The sequence below is a fragment of the Cellulomonas sp. PSBB021 genome, from assembly GCF_002240455.1.
GTDB lineage: Bacteria > Actinomycetota > Actinomycetes > Actinomycetales > Cellulomonadaceae > Cellulomonas > Cellulomonas uda.
The window spans coordinates 2,984,146-3,008,565 of sequence record NZ_CP021430.1; the positions used below are offsets into that span (position 1 = coordinate 2,984,146).

Annotated in this window: 18 protein-coding genes and 2 tRNA genes; 8 read left to right on the forward strand and 12 right to left on the reverse strand. The window is 71.5% G+C overall.

From position 1 onward, the window contains the following. Window positions 1-29 precede the first annotated feature (29 nt). Window positions 30-1,208, forward strand: a complete 1,179-nt coding sequence (locus CBP52_RS18350) for a SigE family RNA polymerase sigma factor (RefSeq protein ID WP_232514504.1) — start codon at window positions 30-32, stop codon at window positions 1,206-1,208. Next, window positions 1,201-2,631 carry a hypothetical protein gene (locus tag CBP52_RS13765; RefSeq protein WP_094181430.1) on the forward strand — a complete coding sequence of 477 codons (1,431 nt, stop codon included), beginning with the start codon at window positions 1,201-1,203 and terminating at the stop codon, window positions 2,629-2,631. Before CBP52_RS18350 ends, CBP52_RS13765 begins: the two co-directional genes overlap by 8 nt. 134 nt (window positions 2,632-2,765) lie before the next feature. Here CBP52_RS13765 and CBP52_RS13770 read toward each other — a convergent pair. From CBP52_RS13770 to dnaA, 11 genes are all read right to left on the reverse strand, one after another. Beyond that, a tRNA-Ala gene (locus CBP52_RS13770) sits at window positions 2,766-2,838 on the reverse strand. Window positions 2,839-2,865: 27 nt separating this feature from the next. After that, window positions 2,866-2,985 carry a DLW-39 family protein gene (locus CBP52_RS18355; protein WP_013882073.1) on the reverse strand — a complete coding sequence of 40 codons (120 nt, stop codon included), beginning with the start codon at window positions 2,983-2,985 and terminating at the stop codon, window positions 2,866-2,868. Between the two features lie 23 nt (window positions 2,986-3,008). Next, window positions 3,009-3,082 (reverse strand) — tRNA-Ile (locus CBP52_RS13775). Window positions 3,083-3,177: 95 nt separating this feature from the next. Continuing rightward, window positions 3,178-4,095, reverse strand: a complete 918-nt coding sequence (locus tag CBP52_RS13780) for a DUF3566 domain-containing protein (RefSeq protein ID WP_094181431.1) — start codon at window positions 4,093-4,095, stop codon at window positions 3,178-3,180. Continuing rightward, a complete protein-coding gene (gyrA, locus tag CBP52_RS13785) occupies window positions 4,092-6,698 on the reverse strand; it encodes a DNA gyrase subunit A (RefSeq protein ID WP_094181432.1) in 2,607 nt (868 codons plus the stop codon). Before gyrA ends, CBP52_RS13780 begins: the two co-directional genes overlap by 4 nt. A 50-nt stretch (window positions 6,699-6,748) precedes the next feature. Continuing rightward, window positions 6,749-8,779: a DNA topoisomerase (ATP-hydrolyzing) subunit B gene (gene gyrB / locus CBP52_RS13790; RefSeq protein ID WP_094181433.1), complete on the reverse strand. Its 2,031-nt coding sequence runs from the start codon at window positions 8,777-8,779 to the stop codon at window positions 6,749-6,751. 211 nt (window positions 8,780-8,990) lie between these two features. Continuing rightward, on the reverse strand, window positions 8,991-9,539 hold the full coding sequence (locus tag CBP52_RS13795) for a DUF721 domain-containing protein (protein ID WP_232514505.1): 549 nt from the start codon (window positions 9,537-9,539) through the stop codon (window positions 8,991-8,993). After that, entirely contained in the window at window positions 9,529-10,719 is a 1,191-nt protein-coding gene (gene recF, locus CBP52_RS13800; RefSeq protein ID WP_094181435.1) for a DNA replication/repair protein RecF, read from the reverse strand. Before recF ends, CBP52_RS13795 begins: the two co-directional genes overlap by 11 nt. 36 nt (window positions 10,720-10,755) lie before the next feature. Then, a complete protein-coding gene (gene gnd, locus CBP52_RS13805; RefSeq protein WP_094181436.1) occupies window positions 10,756-11,706 on the reverse strand; it encodes a phosphogluconate dehydrogenase (NAD(+)-dependent, decarboxylating) in 951 nt (316 codons plus the stop codon). A gap of 136 nt (window positions 11,707-11,842) precedes the next feature. Continuing rightward, window positions 11,843-12,973, reverse strand: a complete 1,131-nt coding sequence (dnaN, locus tag CBP52_RS13810) for a DNA polymerase III subunit beta (protein ID WP_094181437.1) — start codon at window positions 12,971-12,973, stop codon at window positions 11,843-11,845. A 700-nt stretch (window positions 12,974-13,673) separates the two neighbouring features. Beyond that, window positions 13,674-15,212, reverse strand: a complete 1,539-nt coding sequence (gene dnaA / locus CBP52_RS13815; protein WP_094181438.1) for a chromosomal replication initiator protein DnaA — start codon at window positions 15,210-15,212, stop codon at window positions 13,674-13,676. A gap of 617 nt (window positions 15,213-15,829) precedes the next feature. Here dnaA and rpmH point away from each other — a divergent pair. From rpmH to CBP52_RS13840, 5 genes are read left to right on the forward strand one after another with little or no spacing between them, the layout of a single operon-like run. Beyond that, the gene (gene rpmH, locus CBP52_RS13820; RefSeq protein WP_013885212.1) at window positions 15,830-15,967 is read left to right on the forward strand and encodes a 50S ribosomal protein L34; all 138 of its coding nucleotides are present in this window, start codon (window positions 15,830-15,832) and stop codon (window positions 15,965-15,967) included. 11 nt (window positions 15,968-15,978) lie between these two features. Next, window positions 15,979-16,338 (forward strand): ribonuclease P protein component, encoded by a 360-nt coding sequence (gene rnpA, locus CBP52_RS13825; RefSeq protein WP_094181439.1) that lies wholly within the window; start codon window positions 15,979-15,981, stop codon window positions 16,336-16,338. Next, on the forward strand, window positions 16,335-16,631 hold the full coding sequence (gene yidD / locus CBP52_RS13830; RefSeq protein ID WP_094181440.1) for a membrane protein insertion efficiency factor YidD: 297 nt from the start codon (window positions 16,335-16,337) through the stop codon (window positions 16,629-16,631). The genes rnpA and yidD overlap by 4 nt, the downstream gene beginning before the upstream one ends. 24 nt (window positions 16,632-16,655) lie before the next feature. Then, on the forward strand, window positions 16,656-17,810 hold the full coding sequence (gene yidC / locus CBP52_RS13835) for a membrane protein insertase YidC (RefSeq protein WP_094181441.1): 1,155 nt from the start codon (window positions 16,656-16,658) through the stop codon (window positions 17,808-17,810). Between the two features lie 47 nt (window positions 17,811-17,857). Next, window positions 17,858-18,361 carry a R3H domain-containing nucleic acid-binding protein gene (locus CBP52_RS13840; protein WP_094181442.1) on the forward strand — a complete coding sequence of 168 codons (504 nt, stop codon included), beginning with the start codon at window positions 17,858-17,860 and terminating at the stop codon, window positions 18,359-18,361. 4,729 nt (window positions 18,362-23,090) lie between these two features. On the opposite strand, the gene CBP52_RS18770 is transcribed toward CBP52_RS13840, so the two are convergent. Continuing rightward, window positions 23,091-23,432, reverse strand: coding sequence for a pentapeptide repeat-containing protein (locus tag CBP52_RS18770; RefSeq protein ID WP_369826356.1), 342 nt, complete (start codon window positions 23,430-23,432; stop codon window positions 23,091-23,093). Between CBP52_RS18770 and rsmG the strand changes: the two genes are divergently transcribed. Beyond that, window positions 23,313-24,128 (forward strand): 16S rRNA (guanine(527)-N(7))-methyltransferase RsmG, encoded by an 816-nt coding sequence (gene rsmG / locus CBP52_RS18015; RefSeq protein ID WP_232514506.1) that lies wholly within the window; start codon window positions 23,313-23,315, stop codon window positions 24,126-24,128. The genes CBP52_RS18770 and rsmG overlap by 120 nt on opposite strands. Window positions 24,129-24,420: the final 292 nt, after the last annotated feature.

The following is a 24,420-nucleotide window of genomic DNA, read 5'->3' on the forward strand; positions in this document are numbered from 1 at the left end:
CCGGCTCCGGACGCCTGTAGCGTCCAGCCATGATCCTGGCCGACCTGCAGTCCCGTGTGCGCATCGCGCTGACGAACACGCTCGTCGAGGAGTGGACGCTGTTCACCCCGACGACCGGGACGAGCCGACCGAGCGAGCGGACCATCGCGTTCCACCTCGGCTGGTACCTGCGCCAGACCGTCGACCGCTCCTGGGACGTCGACTCCGAGTACGACCGCTCCGGCATGGTCCTCGAGCAGTCGGTGCAGTACGACGGCCACGTGCCCAACCTGATCGTCCACCACCGCGGCATGCTCGGTCCCGAGCACAACCTCCTGCTCGTCCACGTCGCCGTCGACTCGGCGTCGGACGCCCACGAGGGCCCCGGCATCGAGACCGCCCTGGCCCTGCAGCAGCGGTTCGGCTACCGCTACGCGATGCTCCTCGACCTGCGCCTGCACACCGAGGGCCGACGCGCGTCCGTCACGCCCTACTGGCAGTGGACCACGCTCGAGCACGGCCCGAGCGCCCCGAGCCCGCACCCGTCTACACCGACCGGGTCCTGGCCGAGATCACCGAGCGCGCCCGGCGAGCAGGCGACTGACCTCCCCACCGACCGGTCCGCCCAACCGAATCCCGCCCGGCTCCGTTCTGTGCGCGACAGGTCGGACCGACAGAGGGGGACAGGACCCGTGGCATGGCAACAGATGCTCGACCGGGTGGTGCGTGAGCGCTACCCACGGCTGCTCGCACACGCGACGCTGCTGACCGGCAACCGCGCGGACGCGCAGGACGTGCTGCAGGACGCGCTCGTCGCGACGTTCTCGGGACGCGCGCGGTTCGCGACCGTCGCCGAGGCCGAGGCCTATGTACGACGAGCGGTCACGTCTCGGTACATCGACGCCGTACGACGCCGCGACTCCGAGCGGCGGGCACTGCGTGTCGTCGGCTCCCGACCGGTCCGACCGGTCGAGCTCGAGCCCACGGGCGTCGCGCGTGAGCTCGTCGACGCGCTCGCCACCCTCCCGGCGCGCGAGCGTGCGTGCGTCGTCCTGCGCCACGTGGAGGACATGTCCCTGCGCTCGACCGCCGAGGCCCTGGGTCTCAGCGAGGGAGCGGTCAAGAGGTACACGGCCGACGGGCTCCAGGCGCTCAACGCGCTGCTCGGGACCACGGCCGGCGACGACGAGCACGTCGTCGTGCGGATGAAGGAGGTGCGCGATGCGTGAGCTGGACGCTGTGGTGAACGAGGCGCTCGACGCCGACGAGGACGCCCTGACCCGGGTGCTGGACCTCGAGGACCTGCTGACCGACGTCCGACGCCGCACGCGCCGGCGCCGGGTCGTGCGGACCGCTACCACCTCGGTGTCGTCCGCGGCTGCCGTCGGGCTCGTCGCGGTCGGTGCGTACGCGCTGGCAGGCAGCGACGAGCCGCAGCCGAACCCGGCACAGACCGGCACGCCGCACGAGACGACGAGCCCCGCACCCACCCCGACCATGCCGACCCCGACCCAGGCACCGACCCCGTCCGGCACCCCAGACCCGGGCGCGCGCACCGTCCCGACGGCCGACCCGGCGTCCGTCCTCGCGACCGCGGGCACCGCACTGCAGGTCTACGGCCCCGACGGGTCCGTCCTCGACGCCGTCGAGCTCGCCGCGTCCGGACCGGTCGCCGCCGGCACCGACGACTTCCGCGCCCAGGTGCCCGGGTTCGCCGACCGTCCGGGAAACGTGGCTGCGACCTCCACCGAGGGCGTGTACGTCGCGTCGCGGTACCAGGACAGCGACGAGGACAACCCCTACCCGGGCAGCGACGTGGGCACGTGGGACGGGTCGACGTTCCGGCCCTGGACCAGCACCATGACGATCGTGGACGAGGACGAGCTCCGCATGGTCGGGCCGCTCACCGTCGCGGACGGCTGGGTCGCGTGGCTCGAGAGCACCGGTCACGACTGGTGGATCGGCCGGTGGCGGGTGTTCGCGGCCCGCGAGGACGGCAGCGACCTGCACCTCGTCGCACGCTCCGAGGACTTCCTCGACCCCGCGCTCGACGAGACGGTGCCCGACTCGACGGTCGCGATCCTCGACGGCCGCGTCTACTGGTCGACCGTCCGGCCCGACCTGCGCCCGGGCGACACCCCGGACGAGACCGACACGGTCGTCGTCTCCCGTGCGATCGACGGCACGGGCGAGATCCGCGTCGAGGCGGTCGGCGCCACGCTCGTCGCCGGCGGGTTCGGCCGTCTCGCCGTGCAGATGATCGATCCCGAGGTGGAGGGGTTCGTGGTGGGGCTCCTCGAGGACGGCCACCTGCGGCCGGTCGTCGCCAACGGCGGCGCCGAGGTGGCGCTGGGTGACGGCTTCCTCGCGTTCGACCACGAGAGCGACCTGTACGTCCTCGGCCTCGACGAACCCACGCTGGGCCGGATCTCGCTCCCCGGCGCAGACATCACGTGGGGAATCGGTGCCGACGCCGACCACGTGGGCTGGACGACGAGCACGACCGAGGGGGAGGAGGCGCTGATGCACTACGACGTCGCCCACGACGTGCTGCGCCGCGCCGCGGCCCCACGCGCCTGGGCGACGCGCACGGGCGTCGTTGACGCGACCGACGACCAGGAGGTCTGGACGCTCGTGGAGTGGGCGGACTGACCGCGGACGCACGAAGGGTCCCCGACAGCACGTGGTCGGGGACCCTTCGTCGTCACCCCGGCACGTCGACCGCGCACGGACATCCGCGGTCGGCGGGATGAGGTCGTCCGCTGGACTGCCGGCGGCATGCTGGGTGGAGCCAAGGGGACTCGAACCCCTAACCCCCTGCTTGCAAAGCAGGTGCGCTACCAATTGCGCCATGGCCCCCGGCTCGGCCAGGGGCCGAGGGGTCGGTCACTCGAACGTGTCGGTGACCTCCGACCACAGGTCCCGCTCGTCGCGGTCCTGGGCGACCTTCTGGTACACGACGTATCCGACGGCGGCCAGGGCCGCCAGGAGCAGGAGCTTCTTCATCGGGTCCCCCACGTGGTCGGGAGTGGGCCTAACAGGACTTGAACCTGTGACCTCTTCCTTATCAGGGAAGCGCTCTAACCGTCTGAGCTATAGGCCCGTCGCACGCGGCAAGCGCAGCGCGCCGGATGAGACTACCCCAGCGCTGCCCCGCCGCCCAAACCGGCGACGGCCACGCCGGGGTGCCTCGTGAGGTCACTCGTCCGTCATGGTCACATGCAGCCCGCCGACGAGCGCCGCGACGATGTTGTAGAGGAACGCGCCGATCGTGGCGAGCGCGGTCAGCAGGAACACGTCGACCACGGCCACGAGCGTCGCGCCGGAGATCACGCGCTTGAACTCGACGTACTGCAGCACGTCGACGTTGGACTCGGTGCCCGTGACCTGGGTGACCAGGTCGTTGATGTTCGTGAACACGTGCAGGCCGTTGAGCGTGTACCAGACGACCGCGACGGCGACGACGAGCAGGATGCCGAACGCCACGGACAGCAGGAACGACAGCTTCATGACCGACCACGGGTCGATCCGGGAGATCGCGAGCCGCACGCGGCGCGGGCCGCCCGCGGCCGCGACCGTCGGGATCCGGCCGGTCGCCGGGCGCGCACCCGTGCCCGACGAGGGGGCGGTGGTGGACGTGCGCGGCGGGACCGACGGCGGGTTGGTGCCGGTCGCGCCCGCGGACGCCGGCGGCGCCGTGGGGGTGGTCGTCATGGCGAGGTCCTCGTTCCGGGGCCGGGTAGCCGTGGAGATCTTGGCGCTGGTGGCGCCGGCCGCCTTCTTGAGCCAGGCGGAGGTCTTGTCCACGGCCGCCATGAGCGGGGTGGGCGGGTCCTGGGGCGACGTGCCCGACGAGCTCGCGCTCGTCGTCGCCGCGGTCGTCTGCTCGGCACGCACGGGATCCGGCGTGGCACGGTCCGGGCCGGTGTGGTCCGGTGCCGCGTGCTCGTCGTCCCGCGGGGGAGAGGGCACGGGGTCCGGCCGGACCGCCGTGCCGTTCGACGGCCCGTTCCCGCTCGAGTCCCGGCCGCCGGGCGACGCCACCGTACGCGCCGACGACGACGCCTGGCCGGGACGGTTGCGGGGCGGGATCGAGGGGGGAGCGGGGTCCGTCATGCGTCCTCCGTGGGCGTCTCGGGCGCGTCGTTCGCGCTCGCGTCAGCCGCCGGGTCAGGGTCGGTGGCGACGCCGGACGCGTCGCTCTCGCCGACCACGGTACCGGCATCGTCCTGCTCCTGGCGCTCGGTGTTGCGTGCGACCGCGATGATCCGGTCACCCGAGTCGGGCTTCGCGAAGATGACGCCCTGCGTCGCGCGGCCCGTGGCGTGCACCTCCGCGACCGCGGAACGCACCACCTTGCCGCGTTCCATGATGACCAGCACCTCGTCGTTCGCGTCGACGACGAGCGCGCCGACGAGGTCGCCGTTCTGCTCGGGCAGGTTCGCGACCCGGATGCCGAAGCCGTTGCGGCCCTGCTGACGGTAGTTGTCGACCGACAGCGCGGTGCGCTTGGCGATGCCGCCCTCCGTCACCGTGAACAGGAACGCGTCCTCCCGGACGACGTCCGCGGCCAGCAGCTCGTCGTCGCCGCGGAACTTCATGCCCGTGACACCGCTCGTCGCGCGGCCCATGGGGCGCAGCTGCTCGTCGTCGGCCGTGAAGCGGATCGACTGGCCCTGGCGCGAGACCAGGATCATGTCCTGATCGGAGTCGACCAGGCGTGCCGAGACGAGCTCGTCCGGCCGGCCCTCGTCGTCCTCGCGCAGGTTGATCGCGATGACACCGCCGGTCCGGTTCGAGTCGTAGTCCGTCAGGCGGGTCTTCTTGACCAGGCCGCGCTTGGTGGCGAGCACCAGGTACTCGGCCTGCTCGTAGTCGCGCAGCGCGAGGACCTGGGCGATCTTCTCGTCGGGCTGGAACGCCAGCAGGTTCGCGACGTGCTGGCCCTTCGCGTCCCGGCCGCCCTCCGGCAGCTCGTAGGCCTTGGCGCGGTACACGCGGCCGAGGTTCGTGAAGAACAGCAGCCAGTGGTGCGTCGTCGTGACGAAGAAGTGGTCGACGATGTCGTCCTCGCGCAGCTGGGCGCCCTTGACGCCCTTGCCGCCGCGTCGCTGCGCGCGGTAGTTGTCGCTGCGCGTGCGCTTCGCGTACCCGCCGCGTGTGATGGTGACGACCATCTCCTCCTCGGCGATGAGGTCCTCCACGGAGACCTCGCCGTCGAACGGCAGGATCTGCGTGCGGCGCTCGTCGCCGTACTTGTCGACGATCTCCGCGAGCTCGGTCGAGACGATGTCGCGCTGGCGCTGCTCCGAGGCGAGGATCGCGTTGTACTCGGCGATCTCCGCCTCGAGGACCGCGTACCGGTCCAGGATCTCCTGGCGCTGCAGCGCGGCCAGTCGGCGCAGCTGCAGGTTGAGGATCGCGTTCGCCTGGACCTCGTCGACGTCCAGCAGCTCCATGAGGCCCGTGCGGGCCTCGTCGGCGTCGGGGGAGCGGCGGATCAGCGCGATGACCTCGTCGAGCGCGTCGAGCGCCTTGAGGTAGCCGCGGTAGATGTGGATCTGCTCCTCCGCCTTGCGCAGGCGGTACGCGGTGCGCCGGCGGATGACGTCGATCTGGTGCGTCACCCAGTGCCGCACGAACGCGTCGATGCTGAGCGTGCGCGGCACGCCGTCGACGAGCGCCAGCATGTTCGCGCCGAACGTGTCCTGCAGCTGCGTGTGCTTGTACAGGTTGTTGAGCACGACCTTCGCGACCGCGTCGCGCTTGAGCACGATGACCAGGCGCTGACCCGTACGGCCCGACGTCTCGTCGCGGATGTCCGCGATCCCGCCGACGCGGTTCTCGCGCACCAGGTCCGCGATCTTCTTCGCGAGCGCGTCCGGGTTCACCTGGTACGGCAGCTCCGTCACGACCAGGCAGATCCGGCCCTGGATCTCCTCGACCTCGACGACCGCGCGCATCGTGATCGAGCCGCGGCCCGTCCGGTACGCCTCCTCGATGCCCTTGCGGCCCAGGATCGTCGCCGCCGTCGGGAAGTCCGGGCCCTTGATGCGCTGCATGAGCGCCTCGAGCAGCTCCTCGCGGCTCGCGTCCGGGTGCTCCAGGTGCCACTGCACGCCCGCGGCGACCTCGCGCAGGTTGTGCGGCGGGATGTTCGTCGCCATGCCCACCGCGATGCCCGCCGAGCCGTTGACCAGCAGGTTCGGGAAGCGGCTCGGCAGGACCTGCGGCTCCTGCGTGCGGCCGTCGTAGTTGTCGCCGAACTCGACCGTGTCCTCGTCGATGTCCCGCACCATCTCCATGGCGAGCGGGGCCATCTTGCACTCGGTGTACCGGGGCGCGGCCGCCGGGTCGTCACCGGGCGAGCCGAAGTTCCCCTGGCCCGCGACCAGCGGGTAGCGCAGCGACCAGTCCTGCACCAGGCGGACGAGCGCGTCGTAGATCGCGCTGTCACCGTGCGGGTGGTACTTGCCCATGACGTCGCCGACGACGCGGCTGCACTTCGAGAACTGGCGGTCCGGGCGGTAGCCGCCGTCGTACATCGCGTACAGCACGCGACGGTGCACCGGCTTGAGGCCGTCGCGCACGTCGGGCAGCGCACGCCCGACGATGACCGCCATCGCGTAGTCCAGGTACGACCGCTGCATCTCGAGCTGCAGGTCGACCTGGTCGATCCGGCCGTGCTCGATGCCGTCGTCGTTCGGGATGTCGGTCACGTCAGTCCTTCGTCAGTTCGTGTCGTGCGGTGCGCGCTGCTCGTCGTCGACTAGATGTCCAGGAACCGCACGTCCTTGGCGTTGCGCTGGATGAACGAGCGGCGTGCCTCGACGTCCTCGCCCATGAGGACCGAGAAGATCTCGTCGGCCGCCGCGGCCTCGTCGAGCGTGACCTGCAGGAGCGTGCGGTGCTCGGGCGACATGGTCGTCTCCCACAGCTCCGAGTAGTCCATCTCGCCCAGACCCTTGTACCGCTGGATCGAGTTCTCCTTGGGCAGCCGCTTGCCCGCGGCCTGACCCTCGACGATGAACGCGTCCCGCTCGCGGTCCGAGTACACGTAGTCGTGCTCCGCGTTGGACCACTTGATCCGGTACAGCGGCGGCTGCGCCATGTACACGTGGCCGTTCTTGATGAGGTCCGGCATGTACCGGAACAGCAGCGTGAGCAGCAGCGTGCGGATGTGCTGGCCGTCCACGTCGGCGTCGGCCATGAGGACGATCTTGTGGTACCGCAGCTTGGCGAGGTCGAAGTCCTCGCCGATGCCCGTGCCGAACGCGGTGATCAGCGCCTGCACCTCGAGGTTGCTGAGCGCACGGTCGAGGCGCGCGCGCTCGACGTTGAGGATCTTGCCTCGGATCGGCAGGATCGCCTGCGTGCGCGGGTTGCGTCCGCGCACCGCCGAGCCGCCGGCCGAGTCGCCCTCGACGATGAAGACCTCGCACTCCTCGGGCCGGTTCGACTGGCAGTCCTTGAGCTTGCCGGGCATGCCGCCCGACTCGAGCAGGCCCTTGCGCCGCGTCGCCTCCCGCGCCTTGCGCGCCGCCATGCGCGCGGCCGACGCCTGGATCGACTTGCGGATCACGTCGCGCGCCTCGTTCGGGTGCGAGTCGAGCCAGTCGCCGAGCTGATCGGTGACCACACGCTGCACGAACGTCTTCGCCTCGGTGTTGCCGAGCTTCGTCTTCGTCTGGCCCTCGAACTGCGGCTCGCCCAGCTTGACCGAGATGACCGCCGTCAGGCCCTCGCGGATGTCGTCACCCGTGAGGTTCTCGTCCTTGTCCTTGAGCAGGTTCTTGTCCCGCGCGTACCGGTTGATCAGACCGGTCATCGCCGCACGGAAGCCCTCCTCGTGCGTGCCGCCCTCGGTCGTCGAGATCGTGTTCGCGTACGTGTGGACCGACTCCGAGTAGGCCGTGGTCCACTGCATCGCGATCTCCACCGAGATGCGCTTGTCCGTGTCCTCCGACTCGAAGTCGATGACGTCGGGGTGCACGAGCTCGACCTTCTTCGCCGAGTTCAGGTGCTTGACGTAGTCGAGCAGGCCGTCGTCGTACCGGTACGTGACCGTGCGCGCGGCCGGCTTGTCGTCGGCGTCGGGCGCGTCCGCCTCACCCGCGACCTCGTCCTCGGTGCCCAGGTGCTGCGGACGCTCGTCGGTCAGCGTGATCTGCAGGCCCTTGTTCAGGAACGCCATCTGCTGGAACCGGCTGCGCAGCGTCTCGAAGTCGTACTCGACCGTCTCGAAGATCGTGTCGTCCGCCCAGAACGTCTGCTGGGTGCCCGTCTCCTGCGTCGGCTCACCCTTGCGGATGCCGCCCACCGGGTGGCCACCGTTCTCGAAGTCCATCTCCCACGTGAAGCCGTCACGCCGGACGACCGACTCCACGCGCTTCGACAGCGCGTTCACCACGGACACGCCGACGCCGTGCAGACCGCCCGACACGGCGTAGCCGCCGCCGCCGAACTTGCCGCCCGCGTGCAGGATCGTCATCACGACCTCGAGCGTCGGCTTGCCCTCGGTCGGGTGGATCGCGACGGGGATGCCACGGCCGTTGTCGACGACGCGCACGCCGCCGTCCGCCAGCAGCGTCACCTCGATGTGGTCGCAGTAGCCGGCGAGGGCCTCGTCGACCGAGTTGTCGACGACCTCGTAGACGAGGTGGTGCAGTCCGCGCTCACCCGTCGACCCGATGTACATGCCGGGGCGCTTGCGGACCGCCTCCAGCCCTTCGAGGACGGTGATCGCGTCGGCGTCGTAGCTGCCGCCGGACTCGGGCTTGGGGCTGGGCTGCTCGGCCACGGGCGGGGGTGCTCCTCGAGATCTGCGAAACGCGCCGGAGCGGGCCGCCCGACCGCGAGGAGGGCAGATCACTCCGTGACGTTGGAGTTCCGGGCACCAGGGCGCCAGGAATGACCCTAGAAGTCTACCCGCACCAGGGGCCCTGACCCCGCTGAACGGCCCGTCCTCGGGCGGCGGGTTCCGTGAAGGTCCGACGACCGCGTGCGCACGCTCACCCGTACGTGTCCCGCACGCCCCTGCCCTTGACGCTGCGCGGACCCCGGCCGAACCCCGGGCCGCCCGGTCCCTGGACCTCGATCTCGACGACGACACCCTCGCCGACCGCCTCCGCGAGCATACGCAGCATCGTCGGCACCGCCCAGCGCAGGTTGGTCGCCCACGCCGTCGAGTCCGCCCGCATCGTCAGCACGCCGCCGTCGAACGACACGTACTGCGTGTGCGACGCGACCTCGTCGCCGAGGATCTGCGACCACCGCGCCTGGATCGTGCCCGCCGTGACACCCGGCGACCACGCGAGCTGCCCGATCAGCTGGTCCAGCGCCTCGCCGACCGTCCGCGGGTCCCGACCGCCCGGACGCGCGTCCCCGAGCTGCACCTCACGACGCACCCGCGCCGCATCACCGGGGCGCAGGCCGCGCCGACGGGCGCTCTCCTTCGCGCGGCCCAGCGCCGCCGCCGCGACCTGCCGCTCAGGGGTGAGCTCCACGAGCTCACGCAGCGCACGCGTGCCCGCCGGCCCCGCCGTCTGGTCAGAGGACACGCGACACCTCGCCCGCCATGACATCGACCCGCCCGCCGGCCAGCGGCTGCGGCACGTCCGCCGCGACGGCCGCCGTGATGAGCACCTGCCGCGCGGGCGCGACGAGCTCCGCGAGCCGCTCGCGGCGGCGGGCGTCGAGCTCGGCGAACACGTCGTCCAGGATGAGCACCGGCTCGTCGTCCGGCCCACCCTGCGGCCCGCCCGCCGTGAGCACGCGCCACGACGCGAGCCGCAGCGCGAGCGCGAACGACCACGACTCGCCGTGGCTCGCGTACCCCTTCGCCGGCAGGTCCGCCAACGTGAGGATCAGGTCGTCACGGTGCGGCCCGACGAGGCACACCCCGCGCTCGATCTCCTTGGGCCGCAGGCGTCCCATCGCCTCCAGGAGCTGCGCCTCGACGAGCTCCACCGGCGCCGCGTCCGTGCTCGGCGCGGCCGCGGCCTGCTCCAGCGCGCCGTCGAGCGACGCCTTGTACGCGATCCGCGCCTCCCCCTGCCCCGCGCTGACCTGCTCGTACGCGTCCGCCACGTGCGGCGCGAGCTCGGCCACCAGCCTTCGACGCTCCACGACGATCTGCGCACCCAGCTGCGCGAGCTTGCCGTCCCACACGTCGAGCGTGCGCAGGTCCGCACCGCCCTGGCGCGACCGCGCCGCCGCGCCCGCCGACTTCAGCAGCGCCGAGCGCTGCCGCAGCACACGCTCGTAGTCCGCCACCGTCGCAGCCGTGCGCGGCGCGAGCTGCACGAGCAGCGCGTCGAGGAACCGGCGCCGGCCGTCCGGGTCGCCCTTGACCAGCGCCAGGTCCTCGGGCGCGAACAGCACCGTGTGCAAGATGCCGAGCACGTCACGCGCCCGCACCGGACTGCCGCCGTTGACCCGCGCACGGTTCGCCTTGCCCGCGGTGATCTCGACCTCGACCACCGTCGCGCGCGGCCGCCCCGGCTCGAGCTCGCGCACCACCTTCGCGCCGACGACCGCGCGCTGCTGACCCGCACGGATGAGCGCCGCGTCCGTCGGGACCCGGTGGCTGGCGAGCGTCGCCACGTACCCGATCGCCTCGACGAGGTTCGTCTTGCCCTGGCCGTTCGGGCCGACGAACGCCGTGATGCCGGGGTCGAGCTCGACGTCCGCGTGCGCGTAGGACCGGAAGTCGGTCAGCTGCAGGTGGGCGACGTGCATCGTGTGGTCTCGTCCGGGGGCCGGGGGAGTGCGCGGTCAGGCGGACGGCGGGACGGCCGCCCGGGGCGCCGGGGTGCTGTCGCTGCGCATCGGCCCGGTGGTCCCCGCCGGCTTCACCGCGTGCCCGCCGAACTGCTGACGCAGCGCGGCGACCGCCTTCATCGCCGGGGACTCGCCCTGGCGCGACGCGAACCGCGCGAACAGCGCCGCCGAGATCACCGGCGCCGGCACCGCGAGGTCGATCGCCTCGTCGACCGTCCACCGGCCCTCACCCGAGTCCTCGACCCAGTCGTCGATCGCCGCGAGGCCCGGGTCCTGCTCGAGCGCGCGCACCAGCAGCTCCAGCAACCACGAGCGCACGACCGTGCCCTGCGTCCAGGCGCGCATCGTCCCGTGCACGTCCGTGACCAGGTCCTTCGCCGCGAGCAGCTCGTAACCCTCCGCGTACGCCTGCATCAGGCCGTACTCGATGCCGTTGTGCACCATCTTCGAGTAGTGACCCGCACCCACCGTCCCGGCGTGCACGAACCCGTCCGCCCGGTCACCCTGCGGCCGCAGCGCGTCGAAGACCGGCATGGCGCGCTGCACGAGCTCCGCGTCACCCCCGACCATCAGGCCGTACCCGTTCTCCAGGCCCCAGACACCGCCCGAGACCCCCGCGTCGACGAAGCCGATCCCGTGCTCACGCAGCAGGGCCGCGTGCGGCTCGTCGTCCTGGTAGTACGAGTTCCCACCGTCGATCACCAGGTCACCCGCGGTCAGCAGCCCCGCGAGCTCCGTGACCACCCCGTCCGTGATCGCGCCCGACGGCACCATGACCCACACGATGCGCTCACCTGCGGGCAGCGCGTCGACGAGCGCCTCCAGCGACGGCACGTCCGTGACGTCGGCGTTGCGGTCGTACCCGACGACCTCGATCCCGGACCGACGGATGCGCTCGCGCATGTTCGCGCCCATCTTGCCCAGCCCGACCAGACCGATCCTCATGACGGTCGTCCTTTCCTCGCTCCGCCGCGGTGGCCCGCGCCCTCACTCCCGGACCGCACCAGGCCCACTGTGCCCGCCCTCGCGCGCGGGTGCGCGTCGGACCGGACGTCCGACGCTCTCGGGACGCAGGCCCCGCTCAGCTCGCGAAGCGGATGGGCACCAGCAGGTAGCGGTACGTCTTGTCGTCCTCGCCCTCGAGCGAGCCCTGACCCGTGAACTCGACCGGCTTGTTCGGGTGCGTGAACGACATCCGCACGAACGGCGTGTCCAGCGCGCCCAGGCCGTCGGCCAGGAACTGCGGGTTGAACGCGACCGAGATGTCGTCACCCTCGAGCGTCGCCTCGAGCGCCTCGGACGCCTGCGCGTCGTCACCCTGACCCGCGTCGAGCACCACCTGGCCCTGCGAGAACGTCAGCCGGATCGGGGTGTTGCGCTCCGCGACGAGCGCGACACGCTTGGCCGCCTCGACCAGCGGCGACGTCGCGACGACCGCGTGGATCGGCGTCTCGTCGGGGAACAGACGACGCACCGGCGGGTAGTCGCCGTCCACCAGCAGGCTCGTGCTCTGGCGCCCGCCGGCCTCGAAGCCGATGAGGTCCACGCCCGCACCCGTCGACAGGCTCACCGTGACCGCACCCGCGCTGCCGAGCGACTTCGCGGCGTCGTTGAGCGTGCGCGCCCGCACGAGCGCGACGGTCGAGATGTCCGGCGCGGCCGGGTGCCACGTGAGCTCACGCAGCGCCAGGCGGTAGCGGTCGGTCGCGAGCAGCGTGACCTTCTCGCCCTCGATCTCCACGCGCACGCCCGTGAGCAGGGGGAGCGTGTCGTCGCGGCTCGCGGCGACCGAGACCTGCGCGACGGCGTGCGTCAGCGCGTCGCCGTCGACCGTGCCCGTCACCGGCGGCATCACCGGGAGGTTCGGGTAGTCCTCGACCGGCATCGTCAGGAGCGTGAAGCGGCTCGCCCCGCACGTCACGACGACCTTCGTGCCGTCGAGCGTCACGTCGACCGGCTTGTCGGGCAGCGCGCGCGAGATCTCCGCGAGCAGACGACCCGAGACCAGCACCGTGCCGGGCTCCGAGACGTCGGCGGGGATCTGCGACCGTGCGGAGACCTCGTAGTCGAAGCTCGAGAGCTGGATGACACCGGTCGCGTCGGCCTCGATGCGCACGCCCGCCAGGACCGGCACCGGAGGACGGGTCGGCAAGCTGCGCGCCGTCCAGGTGACGGCCTCGGCGAGAACGTCCCGCTCGACCCGGAACCTCATGGATCACAACCTCTCGTCGTTCTCACTGCTCAGTCGTCACGCGAACACTACGCGAGTGGTCCGACGCGGCGAGTCCCGCCGTTCGTGTCATTCGCCGTGGGCCTTCACGGCGCGTCCGTGCCCTCGTCGTGCCCTCGTCGTGCCCTCGTCGTGCGCCGTCCTGCTCGCAGCGAAGGTGTGTGGATCATCGTCATAGGAATCTGTCGTCGTCGTCATCGCCCTTGTGCACGGTGTGGACAACCCGGTTTCGTCGCAGGTCGGGCGGCGGTGGGCCGTGTGCAGGTGGGGTGTGGACGACGAGGCGCCGGCTGTGGGCGGACGTGGACGGCCAGATTCTCGTCATTCCGTGTCCACCGGTCCGCCGTCCGCCGTCCACATCGCACGGCCCGTCGTCCACCGTTGTCCACAGGACTGTGCACAGGTGTGTGTATTCGTCCCATGCATGTCTCCATCTGGGGATGAAGGTGTGGGCCCGTGGGTCCCGAGATGTCCGACTCTGTCCCGATCTTCGGCGTCGACGGAAGGTGGGATCTCTCGTTGAGCGCAAACGCGCAGGTCAGGACCGTGTGTGCGAACCGGGCATACCGCTCGGCGGTCGACCGGGTGATGTTCTGCACATCGTCCACAGACGCCCGTCCCGGCCTGTGGAAAACCATGGGGACGGAGCGATGTGACCGGCGTCGCACCAGGTGGGACCGCGTCAGCTGCGGCTCTGCTGCTTGATGCGGTTCGTGAGCTCCGTGACCTGGTTGTAGATCGACCGGCGCTCCGCCATCAGCTCGCGGATCTTGCGGTTCGCGTGCATGACCGTCGTGTGGTCACGGCCACCGAACGCCTGGCCGATCTTCGGCAGCGACAGGTCCGTCAGCTCGCGGCACAGGTACATGGCGATCTGCCGCGCCGTCACCAGCACGCGCGATCGCGACGAGCCGCACAGGTCGTCGATCGTCAGGCCGAAGTACGCCGCGGTCTGCCCGATCACCTGGGTCGCGGTGATCTCCGTGGTCTGGTCGTCGGTGATGAGGTCCTTCAGGACGATCTCGGCGAGTGACAGGTCGACCTGCTGGCGGTTCAGGCTCGCGAACGCCGTCACGCGGATGAGCGCACCCTCGAGCTCACGGATGTTCGTCGAGATCTTCGACGCGATGTACTCCAGCACGTCCGGCGGCGCCTGCATGTTGTCGCCGCCGGCCTTCTTGCGCAGGATCGCGATGCGGGTCTCGAGGTCCGGCGGCTGCACGTCGGTGATCAGGCCCCACTCGAATCGCGAACGCATCCGGTCCTCGAAGCCGTTGAGCTGCTTGGGCGGCAGGTCGGACGTGATCACGACCTGCTTGTTCGCGTTGTGGAGCGTGTTGAACGTGTGGAAGAACTCCTCCATCGTCTGTTCCTTGCCCTGCAGGAACTGGATGTCGTCGATGAGGAGCACGTCGACCTCGCGGTAGCGGCGCTGGAACGCCCCCGCCTTGCCCTCCGAGATCGAGTTGATGAAGTCGTTCGTGAACTCCTCCGAGTTCACGTACCGCACCCGCACGCTCGGGTAGAGGTTCTGCGCGTAGTGCCCGATCGCGTGTAGCAGGTGGGTCTTGCCGAGGCCCGAGTCGCCGTAGATGAACAGCGGGTTGTACGCCTTGGCGGGCGCCTCCGCCACCGCGACCGCCGCGGCGTGCGCGAACCGGTTGGACGAGCCGATGACGAAGGTCTCGAACAGGTAGTGCGGGTTGAGCCGGGCGGGCTCGGCCGCCTGCCGCCGCGTCGAGGGCACCTCGCGGCGCGGCTGGTCGCGCTGGTCGGGCAGGTCGTGCGCGCGCGGGTGCGCGTCCGCGACGACGAGGGGAGCGGTGCCGTGCACGTCCGTGTCGAGGTCCGGTCCACCGTGGTCGGAGCGGCCGGGCTCGTGCGCGGTCGTCGTGAATCCGCCCGACGACACCGGCGCCGAGGTCATCGCGCGCACCGCGGGCGGCGCGTCGTCCACGAGCTGCGGGTCGACCGTGATCGCGAAGCGCCCGTCGCGCCCGAGCGCGTCCGTGAGCGCGTCCGTCACCTCGGTGCGCACCTTCGTCTCGAGGTACTCCTTGGTGTACTCGTTGCCGACCGCGAGGATCAGCGTGCCGTCCAGCAGGCCGAGCGGCTGCGCGAGGCGGACGAACGCGAGCTGGCGCTGCGTGATGTCCGGGCTGGCCTCGAGCGTCGTCACGACGTGACCCCAGACTCGAGTCAGCTCTTCGTCCTGTGCCACGTCCTACCTCGAGTCGTCTCGTCCGTTCGACCACCGAGTCTCGCACGGAGCCCGGCTGTCCACACACTTGTCCACACCTGTGTGCCACGCCCGACGGGGGAGGTCGAGCTCTCGGGGCGGCCTGGATCCGCGTGACGACGCGGTTCCTCGTCGAACCGCGTCCGTCCGGCGCACCGGGGGTGAGGATCGTGTCGTCCACAGGGGACGACGAGGGTCGATGCTAGTGTCGGCGACCGCCCGAGGGCAGTGCCCTGGAGGGTGAGGTATGCCGCCCCCGTGCGGTTCGGCGCCGGCCGTCGCCCTCGTACGTCCGCAGGTCAGGGGCTCGTACGTGAGGTGGCCGGGTGTGAGCGCCGTGTCCCTCGCCGTCCTCACCGCAGGCGGACCCCACAACCCGGTCTCCGGGGCCACGGCACTGCCCGCGGTCGCCTCGGCGTCGGCATTTGACCGCTCCGAGGTCGTCGGCGTACCGTTGTGCAGCCTTTTGATGGCTCCTGCTGGCGCGCCCAGACGCCGCACGCACGTACGTGTGTGTCCTTGAGGAGCAGTCGAGCCCGGCAGACAGTCTTGGACGCGCGTTCCGCGCGCCCATCCGATGGACCAGTGGGAGAACTCTCGTGAGCAAGCGCACGTTCCAGCCGAACAACCGGCGCCGCGCCAAGACGCACGGCTTCCGTCTGCGCATGCGGACCCGCGCGGGCCGCGCGATCCTCGCCGCTCGTCGGCGCAAGGGTCGCTCCGAGCTCTCGGCCTGACCCCAGCGTCGGTGCTGCCGGCCGCGCACCGGATGCGTCACTCCGCCGACTTCGAGCAGGCGGTGCGACGTGGTGCGCGAGCCGGGCGGGAGACGTTGGTGGTGCATCTGACGACGCGAACCGACCCCGGGCCCCCTGGCCCGGTGGTCGGTTTCGTCGTGTCCAAGGCCGTGGGCAACGCGGTGGTGCGCAACCGGGTCAAGCGTCGTCTCCGGGCGCTCGTGGGGGAGCGGATCGCAGCGCTGCCTGCCTCGACGTCGCTTGTCGTGCGAGCGCAGGTGCCGGCGGCGACCGCCACGTACGACCGTCTCGGCTCGGACCTGGACGGTGCGCTGCGCACGGCGGCGCGGCGAGCGGAGGCCGGCCGATGAGCACCGTGCGTTCCGTGCTGGTCTGTCTCGCTCGCGTCCCCGGACGTGTACTTCTTGGTCTTCTCTGGTTGTACCAGCACCTGGTGTCGCCGCTGACCCCGGCCACGTGCCGGTACTTCCCGTCCTGCTCCCAGTACGCCGTGGTCGCGATCCGTCGCCACGGCGCACTGCGCGGGACCTGGCTCGCCGGCCGTCGGCTGCTGCGCTGCCACCCTTGGACGCCCGGTGGCGTCGACGACGTGCCACCGGCACGCCCGTCCCGCCGACTTCACGTGGCGCACGGCGCCCACTGACACCCCGACAGGAGCTCTGCCCTCATGGGTTGGTTCGACGGCCTGCTGAACCCGATCATGGTCGCGGTGGCCTGGATCATGGTCCAGTTCCACTCGCTGCTGACCGCGATGGGCCTGGACAAGGACGGCGGTCTCGCGTGGACGCTGTCCATCGTCGGCCTCGTGGTCGTGATCCGGATCCTGCTGATCCCGCTCTTCTTCAAGCAGATCAAGGCGTCGCGCGGCATGCAGCTGCTCGCGCCCGAGATGCAGGCGATCCAGAAGAAGTACAAGGGCAAGACGGACCCCGCGTCCCGCGAGGCGATGAGCCGCGAGACGATGGAGCTCTACCGGAAGCACGGGACCAACCCGTTCGCGTCCTGCCTGCCGATCCTGCTGCAGTCGCCGATCTTCTTCGCGCTGTTCCGCGTGCTCAACTCGCTCAAGCCGCTCTCCGAGGGCACCTACGCCCGCGGCGACCACATCGGCCCCATGACGCAGGAGCTCGCGTCGTCCGCCGAGGGCGCGACGGTGTTCGGAGCGCCGCTGTCCGGGACGTTCATGCAGGCCGGCGGCGACATCCACATCCAGGTCGTCACGATCCTGCTCATCGTCGCGATGTCCGCGACCACGTTCTTCACCCAGCGTCAGCTGACCCGCAAGAACATGCCGCCGTCGGCTCTCGAGGGCCCCATGGCGCAGCAGCAGAAGGTGCTGCTCTACGTCCTGCCGCTGATCTTCGCGTTCTCGGGCGTCAACTTCCCGATCGGTGTCCTCGTCTACTGGACCACGACGAACCTCTGGTCCATGGGCCAGCAGTTCTACACCATCCGGCGCATGCCGGCCCCGGGCTCGGAGGCCGAGCGGCTCATGCTCGAGCGCCGCGCCCGCAAGGGCAAGGGCCCCGTCATCGAGGTCCCCGCGACGGTCGTCGACGAGAAGCCGCGGGGCCAGCGCCAGCAGCCGAAGCGCAAGGACCGGCAGAAGCCGGCGACCCGCCCTGCCGGCACGGCCGCCAGCGGTGCCGTGGGTGCGACGGCCAGCGACTCTCCCGTGACCGACGCTCCCGTCGCCGACGCGCCCCCCGCCAAGCCCCGCCCGGCCGGCGGCACCCCGAGCGCGGGCTCCAAGGCCGCCGGCGGGTCCGGGACGCCCAAGAAGACCGGGCAGGGCGGCAAGAAGCCGCGCCCCAAGAACTGATCGCGACTCGCACGCGGAACTTCGGCAGCTCTTCGAACGGAGACCTCATGACGACTCAGAACGACGCAGACACCGGATCGGCCTCGCGCCTCGAGGAAGAGGGCGAGATCGCAGCGGACTACCTCGAGGAGCTCCTCGACATCGCTGACCTCGACGGTGACATCGACATCGACGTCGACCACGGGCGCGCCGCGGTGGAGATCGTGTCCGAGGACCCCGCCGATCGGTCGCTGCGCCGGCTCGCCGGCCGTGACGGTGAGGTGCTCGACGCCCTGCAGGAGCTGACGCGCCTCGCCGTGCAGGCGAAGACGGGGGAGCGCAGCCGGCTCATGCTCGACGTGGCGGGCTACCGCGCCGGCCGGCGTGCCGCTCTGGCCGAGGTCGCGAACGAGGCGGTCGCGCGGGTGCAGGCGAGCGGTGAGCCGGTGTCGCTCGAGCCCATGAACCCGTTCGAGCGGAAGGTCGTCCACGACGCCGTGGCGGCTGCCGGTCTCGTCAGCGACTCCGAGGGCGTCGAGCCGACCCGCTACGTGGTCGTGCGCCCGGCCTGACAGCGGTCACTCGTTCCACGAACGGGGCGGTTCCCTCGGGGCCGCCCCGTTCGTCATGTGTGGAACTGCCTCTGCGGCGGCGTGTTCCACGTGAAACAGAGACCAGTTTGGCCGTTGCCACTGGAACTGCAGTCTCACGCGACTGCATGTGACGATCCGCGTGGGCACGCTCCAGCTGGCCGTCGGTGAGGCCGGCCGAGGCTGCGCGCGGTTCCACGTGCAACACGTGCGCCGACGGCGGAGCGCTGTCGACGCGGATCCGGCGCGCCACGCAGGGGGCCAGAACGCGCCCATCGGCGCAGCGCCGAAGTGCGACACTATCGGTCGGGTAGGCAGATGCGCTTCCCCCGCCGGTTACAGCCGGCCTCGGGCTCCCCGGAGGGGTTGAGGCACCCGGGCGGGAAGCGGGTCGCCGTCTGGAGGGACGATGAGCACCCCGCCGAGTCCAGGGGAAGGCCGACCTCGAGCGTGAGGCCTCGCCGCAGGCGTCCGCGCATGCGCGTCAGTGGATGACGATGGTGGCGAACTCGCTGTGACCGTGACGCCTCACCCGCTTCCCTCACCCGACGCGACGGCAGCGCACGATGAGCCGTGCGGTAGGCGAAGCTGCGCCGGGGCCCGCGCCGGTACGACCTCGGAGCCTCGGCGCCTCGCCGGGTGGCGCGCAGGTGAGCAGATGTTCGCTGGCGTCAGAATCGCCCCATTCGGACATGGCGCACACAAGGATGCAGTTTTGTATGAGGTCGCGGGGCGCGACCGTGAGGTCCCGCCGAGGCCGACTCGGCGAGCGCAGGGCCGCCCGATTCGCGGCTATATGCGCTTCGTCTGGCGGCGGAAGAGCGCCCGATTCACCATCCACCGATGTGGGGGCCGCACTGCGCGCCGGTTCCTGCACGAGACCGCCGACACTGGTGTGGCCGGTCGCAGCCGCAGCACGCGAGACTCGGCCTCGGCCCACGCCGGGTCGGGCTCAAGGCGGCGATGGCGCCCGGCGGCCATGAGGAGGTGGAGTTGCCCGCCGGCCGACCGGACCGGCGTCAGCGAAGAGTGTGCAGTGCCCGGGTGGCACCGTGCACCGCCTGAGGGTTGTCGACCAGCGGCCGCCGGACTGAGGTGCTGGAGTGAGACGCGGAGAGAGCACGTGTGCGGTGGCCCCGAGGCCGGGAGCGTGTCGACCGAGCCACACCACGTGAGTCTCTCTGGGGCTCCACCCCGAAGAGTCCTGCCGCCCAGAGTGCGCACTGGCATCAAGCGGACTCAATGAGATGACAAGCGACGGCTGCTCGCCTACGCCGGGGCGCCACCCGCGTGGCATTTCGGCCGGTGTGTTCCACGTGAAACACGAGCCCCGCCGAGACCGATGGCCTCGCGATTGTCCGGCGACATTCCACCAGCCGTGAGGCCAGATCGCGCTCGCGTCTCGGGGGCGCGGGGCGCTCGACACCGCACGCAAGCTCACGGTTCCGGCGCGCGGCCGGGCTGCGACAGCATCGGGCGCCGAGTCTGGTCGCGGTGCGGCACCCGGTGGTCTGCCGCCCGGGGTCGGATGGCTGCACGCGGCACCAAGCGCACGGCTCTTCTTCGGAGCTGCGCGACTTCTGCCCGCGACTGCGATCGCAAAGCACTCGGGCGTCCGTTGAGTGGTCTGGGCGCGGCGGCGACCGTCTCCAGCCGAAGGCCGCCGAGGACCAGTGGGTTCAAGCCCCGATTGCGTCACCGGCGAGCACCGTCGTCGGGTTGCGGGGAATCGGCCCGCGCAGCCTGCTGTGCGCTGTGCTTTACGTGGAACGGCGCGGTGCCAGCGTCGTCGAGCCGGTAGCGGGGCCGACTCACTCGGGCCCACGTAGGCCAGCAGGTGCGTGGAGGCGGTCGCTCGTGATGTCCGGCATCGCGAGCCATGGAGGGCCGGGTGCGCTGCCCGCGAGGGCGCGCGGCGTGCAGCGCGCCTCGGCACATGATCCACGCGCTATCGCGGTCGCGATCACGCGCCCCGCCAGTGGGGGTAGCGCGAAGCGTGGCGTTCCGAGGTCTGTCGCGAGACGCGACGTGTTTCACGTGGAACAGCGCGATCAACCGTGGACCGGTGCACCAGGCGCGGGCACGACGCGCGCGAGTGGAAACCGGAGTACCGGACGGCGCGAGGCGAAGGCCGGCGCGAGGGAGGCGGGGTTCGGGCTTGGTGGTGGTGAGGAGCGGGGTGCGCGTGGGGTGGCGGGGAGCGCGGTGCGCGTGGGGTGGCGGGGTGCGCAGTGCGCGAGGGGCGGCGAGCTGGGCGGCGCACGACGCGCGGCGGATGCGCGGTGCGCATGGGGCCGCGGACTTGGCGGCGCGCGTGGGGTGGCGAGGAGCGCGGTACACACAGGGCGGCGAGGAGCGGTCTACCTGCGGGGGCGGCGCCTACTGGGTACGCGAAGGTGGCGAGGACCGGGATGTCCAGGGGGTGGCGAGGGCCGGACTTCTCGGCGGGACGCGAGGACCGGGGTGCGCGGGGTTAGGCGGCCCGCGGTGCTCGCGGGTGGAGGCGAGCCATGCGATACCCGGGGAGGAGAGGCGCGGGTACCGGCGGGAGGCGAGGCGCGATGCATGGTGGGCTGGGCGAGCACGGGGGAAGGGACTGCGAGCGGAAAGGGCGCCCCAGGTGCGGGCATGTGGCGCGGATAGACCGCGTGCGGGGTCTGCGGCTCTGCTGAGCAGAAGTGTGGGAGCGCAGAAGGCGCGAGGGTTGAAGGCGCGAGGGTTACGCGCCCGCGTAGACCGACGGTGTATCGCCGTCGTCGGCGGAACCGAGGCGCGGATCAGCCAGCGGTGACCAATGCGAGGGTGGGTCCCTGTGTGGGGGTGTCGGCGGTCGGCAGCCCCTTCATTCAGCTACTGCCGACCGGTATGCTCCGCCCGCCTGCCGCCCGAGCAGTGCGATAGCGAAGGGATCGATGCGCGTCATGCAGGTCGTCAGCGCGCCCAGCAGGTTGTCAGATCGCCGGGGCGCCGTGAGGAGGGCGACCTCCGGAGAGCAGGACGGTGGGACCGAGTGCTCGAGCGCGATCACTGTTCCACGTGAAACAACGGCGGTTGCGGAGCGCGCGCTCAATCCGGCCCCCGCGAGCCGGAGCGGCATGCTCGCATCGCCAAGCCAGGATGCCTCCCCAAGCGCACACACGTGCCGCGCCGACTCGTCCGGGAGGCAGGTCGGGCGCATGAGCGGATCCGCTCGCGATCCCGAGGTCAGCGCCGGACGCACGCAACGCAAATACCCACCACGTCAGGCACCGGGCCTCGTGCACGCGAACGGCGCCAGCGGTGCAGGCGGCAGGGAGGCCTCACGCGACGCGGGCTGGATCGCCACAGTCGAGCTCAGAGGGTGCGCCAGTCTGATCGCCACCCCGTGCGGGCCACCAAGGTGCGGGGACGTCAAGCACTCGCCGCGCAGTGAAGACATGCGTCGCCCGGTAGCGGCGGCAGGCCGGGCGCAGACGCGCGGCATGGCAGAGAGGTCCGGGATCCGTGCGCGGGGGCGTGGGCGCGCTGCGGCGGGCACGCGCGCGATGGAGCGGCCGTGGACGCGCGACGGAGCGGCTGTGGACGCGCGACGGAGCGGCTGTGGAGGCGGGTGGATCTCCCCGTGCCTTGAGTCCCGCAACGGGGCGGAGGCAGGCGGCCGCCCGCACCTAGGGGAAGTGGAACGAGTTTCACGTGAAACGAAGCCATGAGGGAGGTCTGAGGACCGAAGGCACCGCTCACCTCCGCGGCAAGCAGTTGCGCGGGGCGCCTCCGCTGCAGATCGGTATCGGCGCCGCGACCCGCCGCAGACGACGGCGACCCACAGTCACCGGTGTGTGCCGCCGCGTACGGTGCAACCGACCTCCGTTCTAGCGGATCGCAGCGCGGGGTCCGAGAGATGACGGGCTTGCGCTCCGGCGCGCGGGGGACGGCTGTGGCGGCCCGCCCGGCCTGGCCCAGCCGGTGGCGTCGCCGCCACGATCTGCATTGCGCCACTGTCTGGGTCGCGCAGCTGCCTGGACGCCGCACCCGCACGATCGTCGAGCAGGCGCGACGATCGCATCCCAACGGGAGGCGAGCGCCGGGGCCCCCCGGTGTGGAGGCACGCCGCCTGATGACACGAATGCCGGTGTTCCGGCGGGTCAGCCGCCTCGCACAGGAGAGGGCCCCGGCGGGGGTCGGCAAAGGGCTCGCCGCAGGCAGAGGAGTCGGTGCACCCACAGCGAGCAACGGACGGTCCGGTCCCCACGAGGCCTGTTTCACGTGGAACACCGTGACGCCCTCACCAGGTGCGCGGCCCAGGGCCGTGAACCGGATGGTCGGTGGGTGTCGCCGACCGGGAAGTGCATGGTCAGGCGGCAGCGACACGGGCACCGCCGACTCGTGCAGGTCCGCGCCCTCGGCGCGCGTGTCAGACCTGCGACGCGAGCGGGGTCCGGCGGCAGGGCGGGGCGGCGCAGCCGGCTCGCCGAAGGCACATGGGAGTGCCACCGCGCAGAGAACATGGGAGTGCCACCGCGCAGAGACACCGGGGCAGCAACGGGCGGGCGAACTGGCGGGCACGTCGGGAGGACCGTCCCAGCACCGCCTGGAGCAACGCAGAGCGCGCGAGCCACCGGGGAGGCGTACGCCGGACGGTCGTCGAACGGCTGGAACGGCGGACGCGGACGACACAGAACGGCGCGGGCGAGCACCTACACGGCTGGAACGGTGTGAGCGCGAGGCGGGATCCTCAGCGCACAGGCCGGCGCGGCCGGGACGGGGAGTGGCTGCGTACTGGTGGGGCCGGGGGGACGCGGCGCGCGACCTGCCGAAACTCGGCACGAGAGGTTGTGCACATCAGCGTGCGGCGCGTCTGGCTGGACCCGTCCAGCCGGTACGGTGGGTTGTCGCGCGGCGGTCCGCGTTCTGGCGGCCTGCAGGAGGGTTTCACGTGGAACGAGAGGTGGCGTCGGTGGGTGAGAGCGGCGCGGCCGAGAGCCACGAGGTCGACGGAGACCAGGTTGCAGGAGACCAGGTTGCAGGAGATCAGGTTGCAGGAGATCAGGTTGCAGGAGATCAGGTTGCAGGAGATCAGGCGCTCGAGCGAGAGCAGGTCCTCGAGCCTGAGTCCGAGCCGGTCCGCGACGCCCTCGAGGGCGACCCCCGGCTTCCCGAGCTCTTCGCTGATGCGTGGGACCAGGTCGACGCCTTCCACGCGATGCTCACCGAGCAGGGAGTCCTCCGCGGCCTGATCGGTCCGCGTGAGGTGGGCCGGCTCTGGGAGCGGCACCTGCTCAACTCGGCGGCCGCTGTGCCGTTCCTCCCGAGGAGCGGCTCGATCGTCGATCTGGGGAGCGGCGCGGGCCTGCCCGGGGTCGTGGTCGCCGCGATGCTCCCGGATGCCCACGTGGTGCTCCTCGAGCCGATGGAGCGGCGGACCGACTGGCTGAACGAGGTCGTCGCACACCTCGGCCTCTCGAACGCCGAGGTGCGCAGAGCACGGGCGCAGGAGGCTCTCGACCTGCAGGTCGACGCGGTCACGACCCGCGCGGTCGCCGCGATGGAGAAGCTGTACGGGTGGGCGACGCCGCTCATCCGGCCCGGCGGCATGTTGGTGGCGCTCAAGGGCGCCCGTGCCGCGGAAGAGATCGAGAACGGCCGCCGCGCGGCGCGTCGCGCGCAGGTGGGGGCCGTGGAGCTGCACGAGGTCAGCACGCTGGTCGGCGTCGAGCCGACCCGCGTCGTCGTCGCCGTGCACGAAGGGCGGAAGAGTGTTCGGAAGGCGTAAGCAGGGGCGCGCGCCCCAGCCTGTTCCCGCGACCGCGGCGTGGCCCGCGACTCCCGTCGAGGCGGCACGCGCCGAACCGGCGCCCGTGGCGCAGCCCTCGCCCCCGGCGGCGGCCGACGTCGAGCGGGTCGCTCACGTGGAAGCGCCCGCGTCGGCACCGCGGAGCGACGGCGCACCGTCGCCCGTCCCGGATGAGTCGCGCGACGAGCAGGCGACCGCGCCTACGGCGGCCGGTGAGCTTCCCGCGGCCCAGGACGGGCTGGCTCCCGAGCACCACGGTGGACCCGGGCCG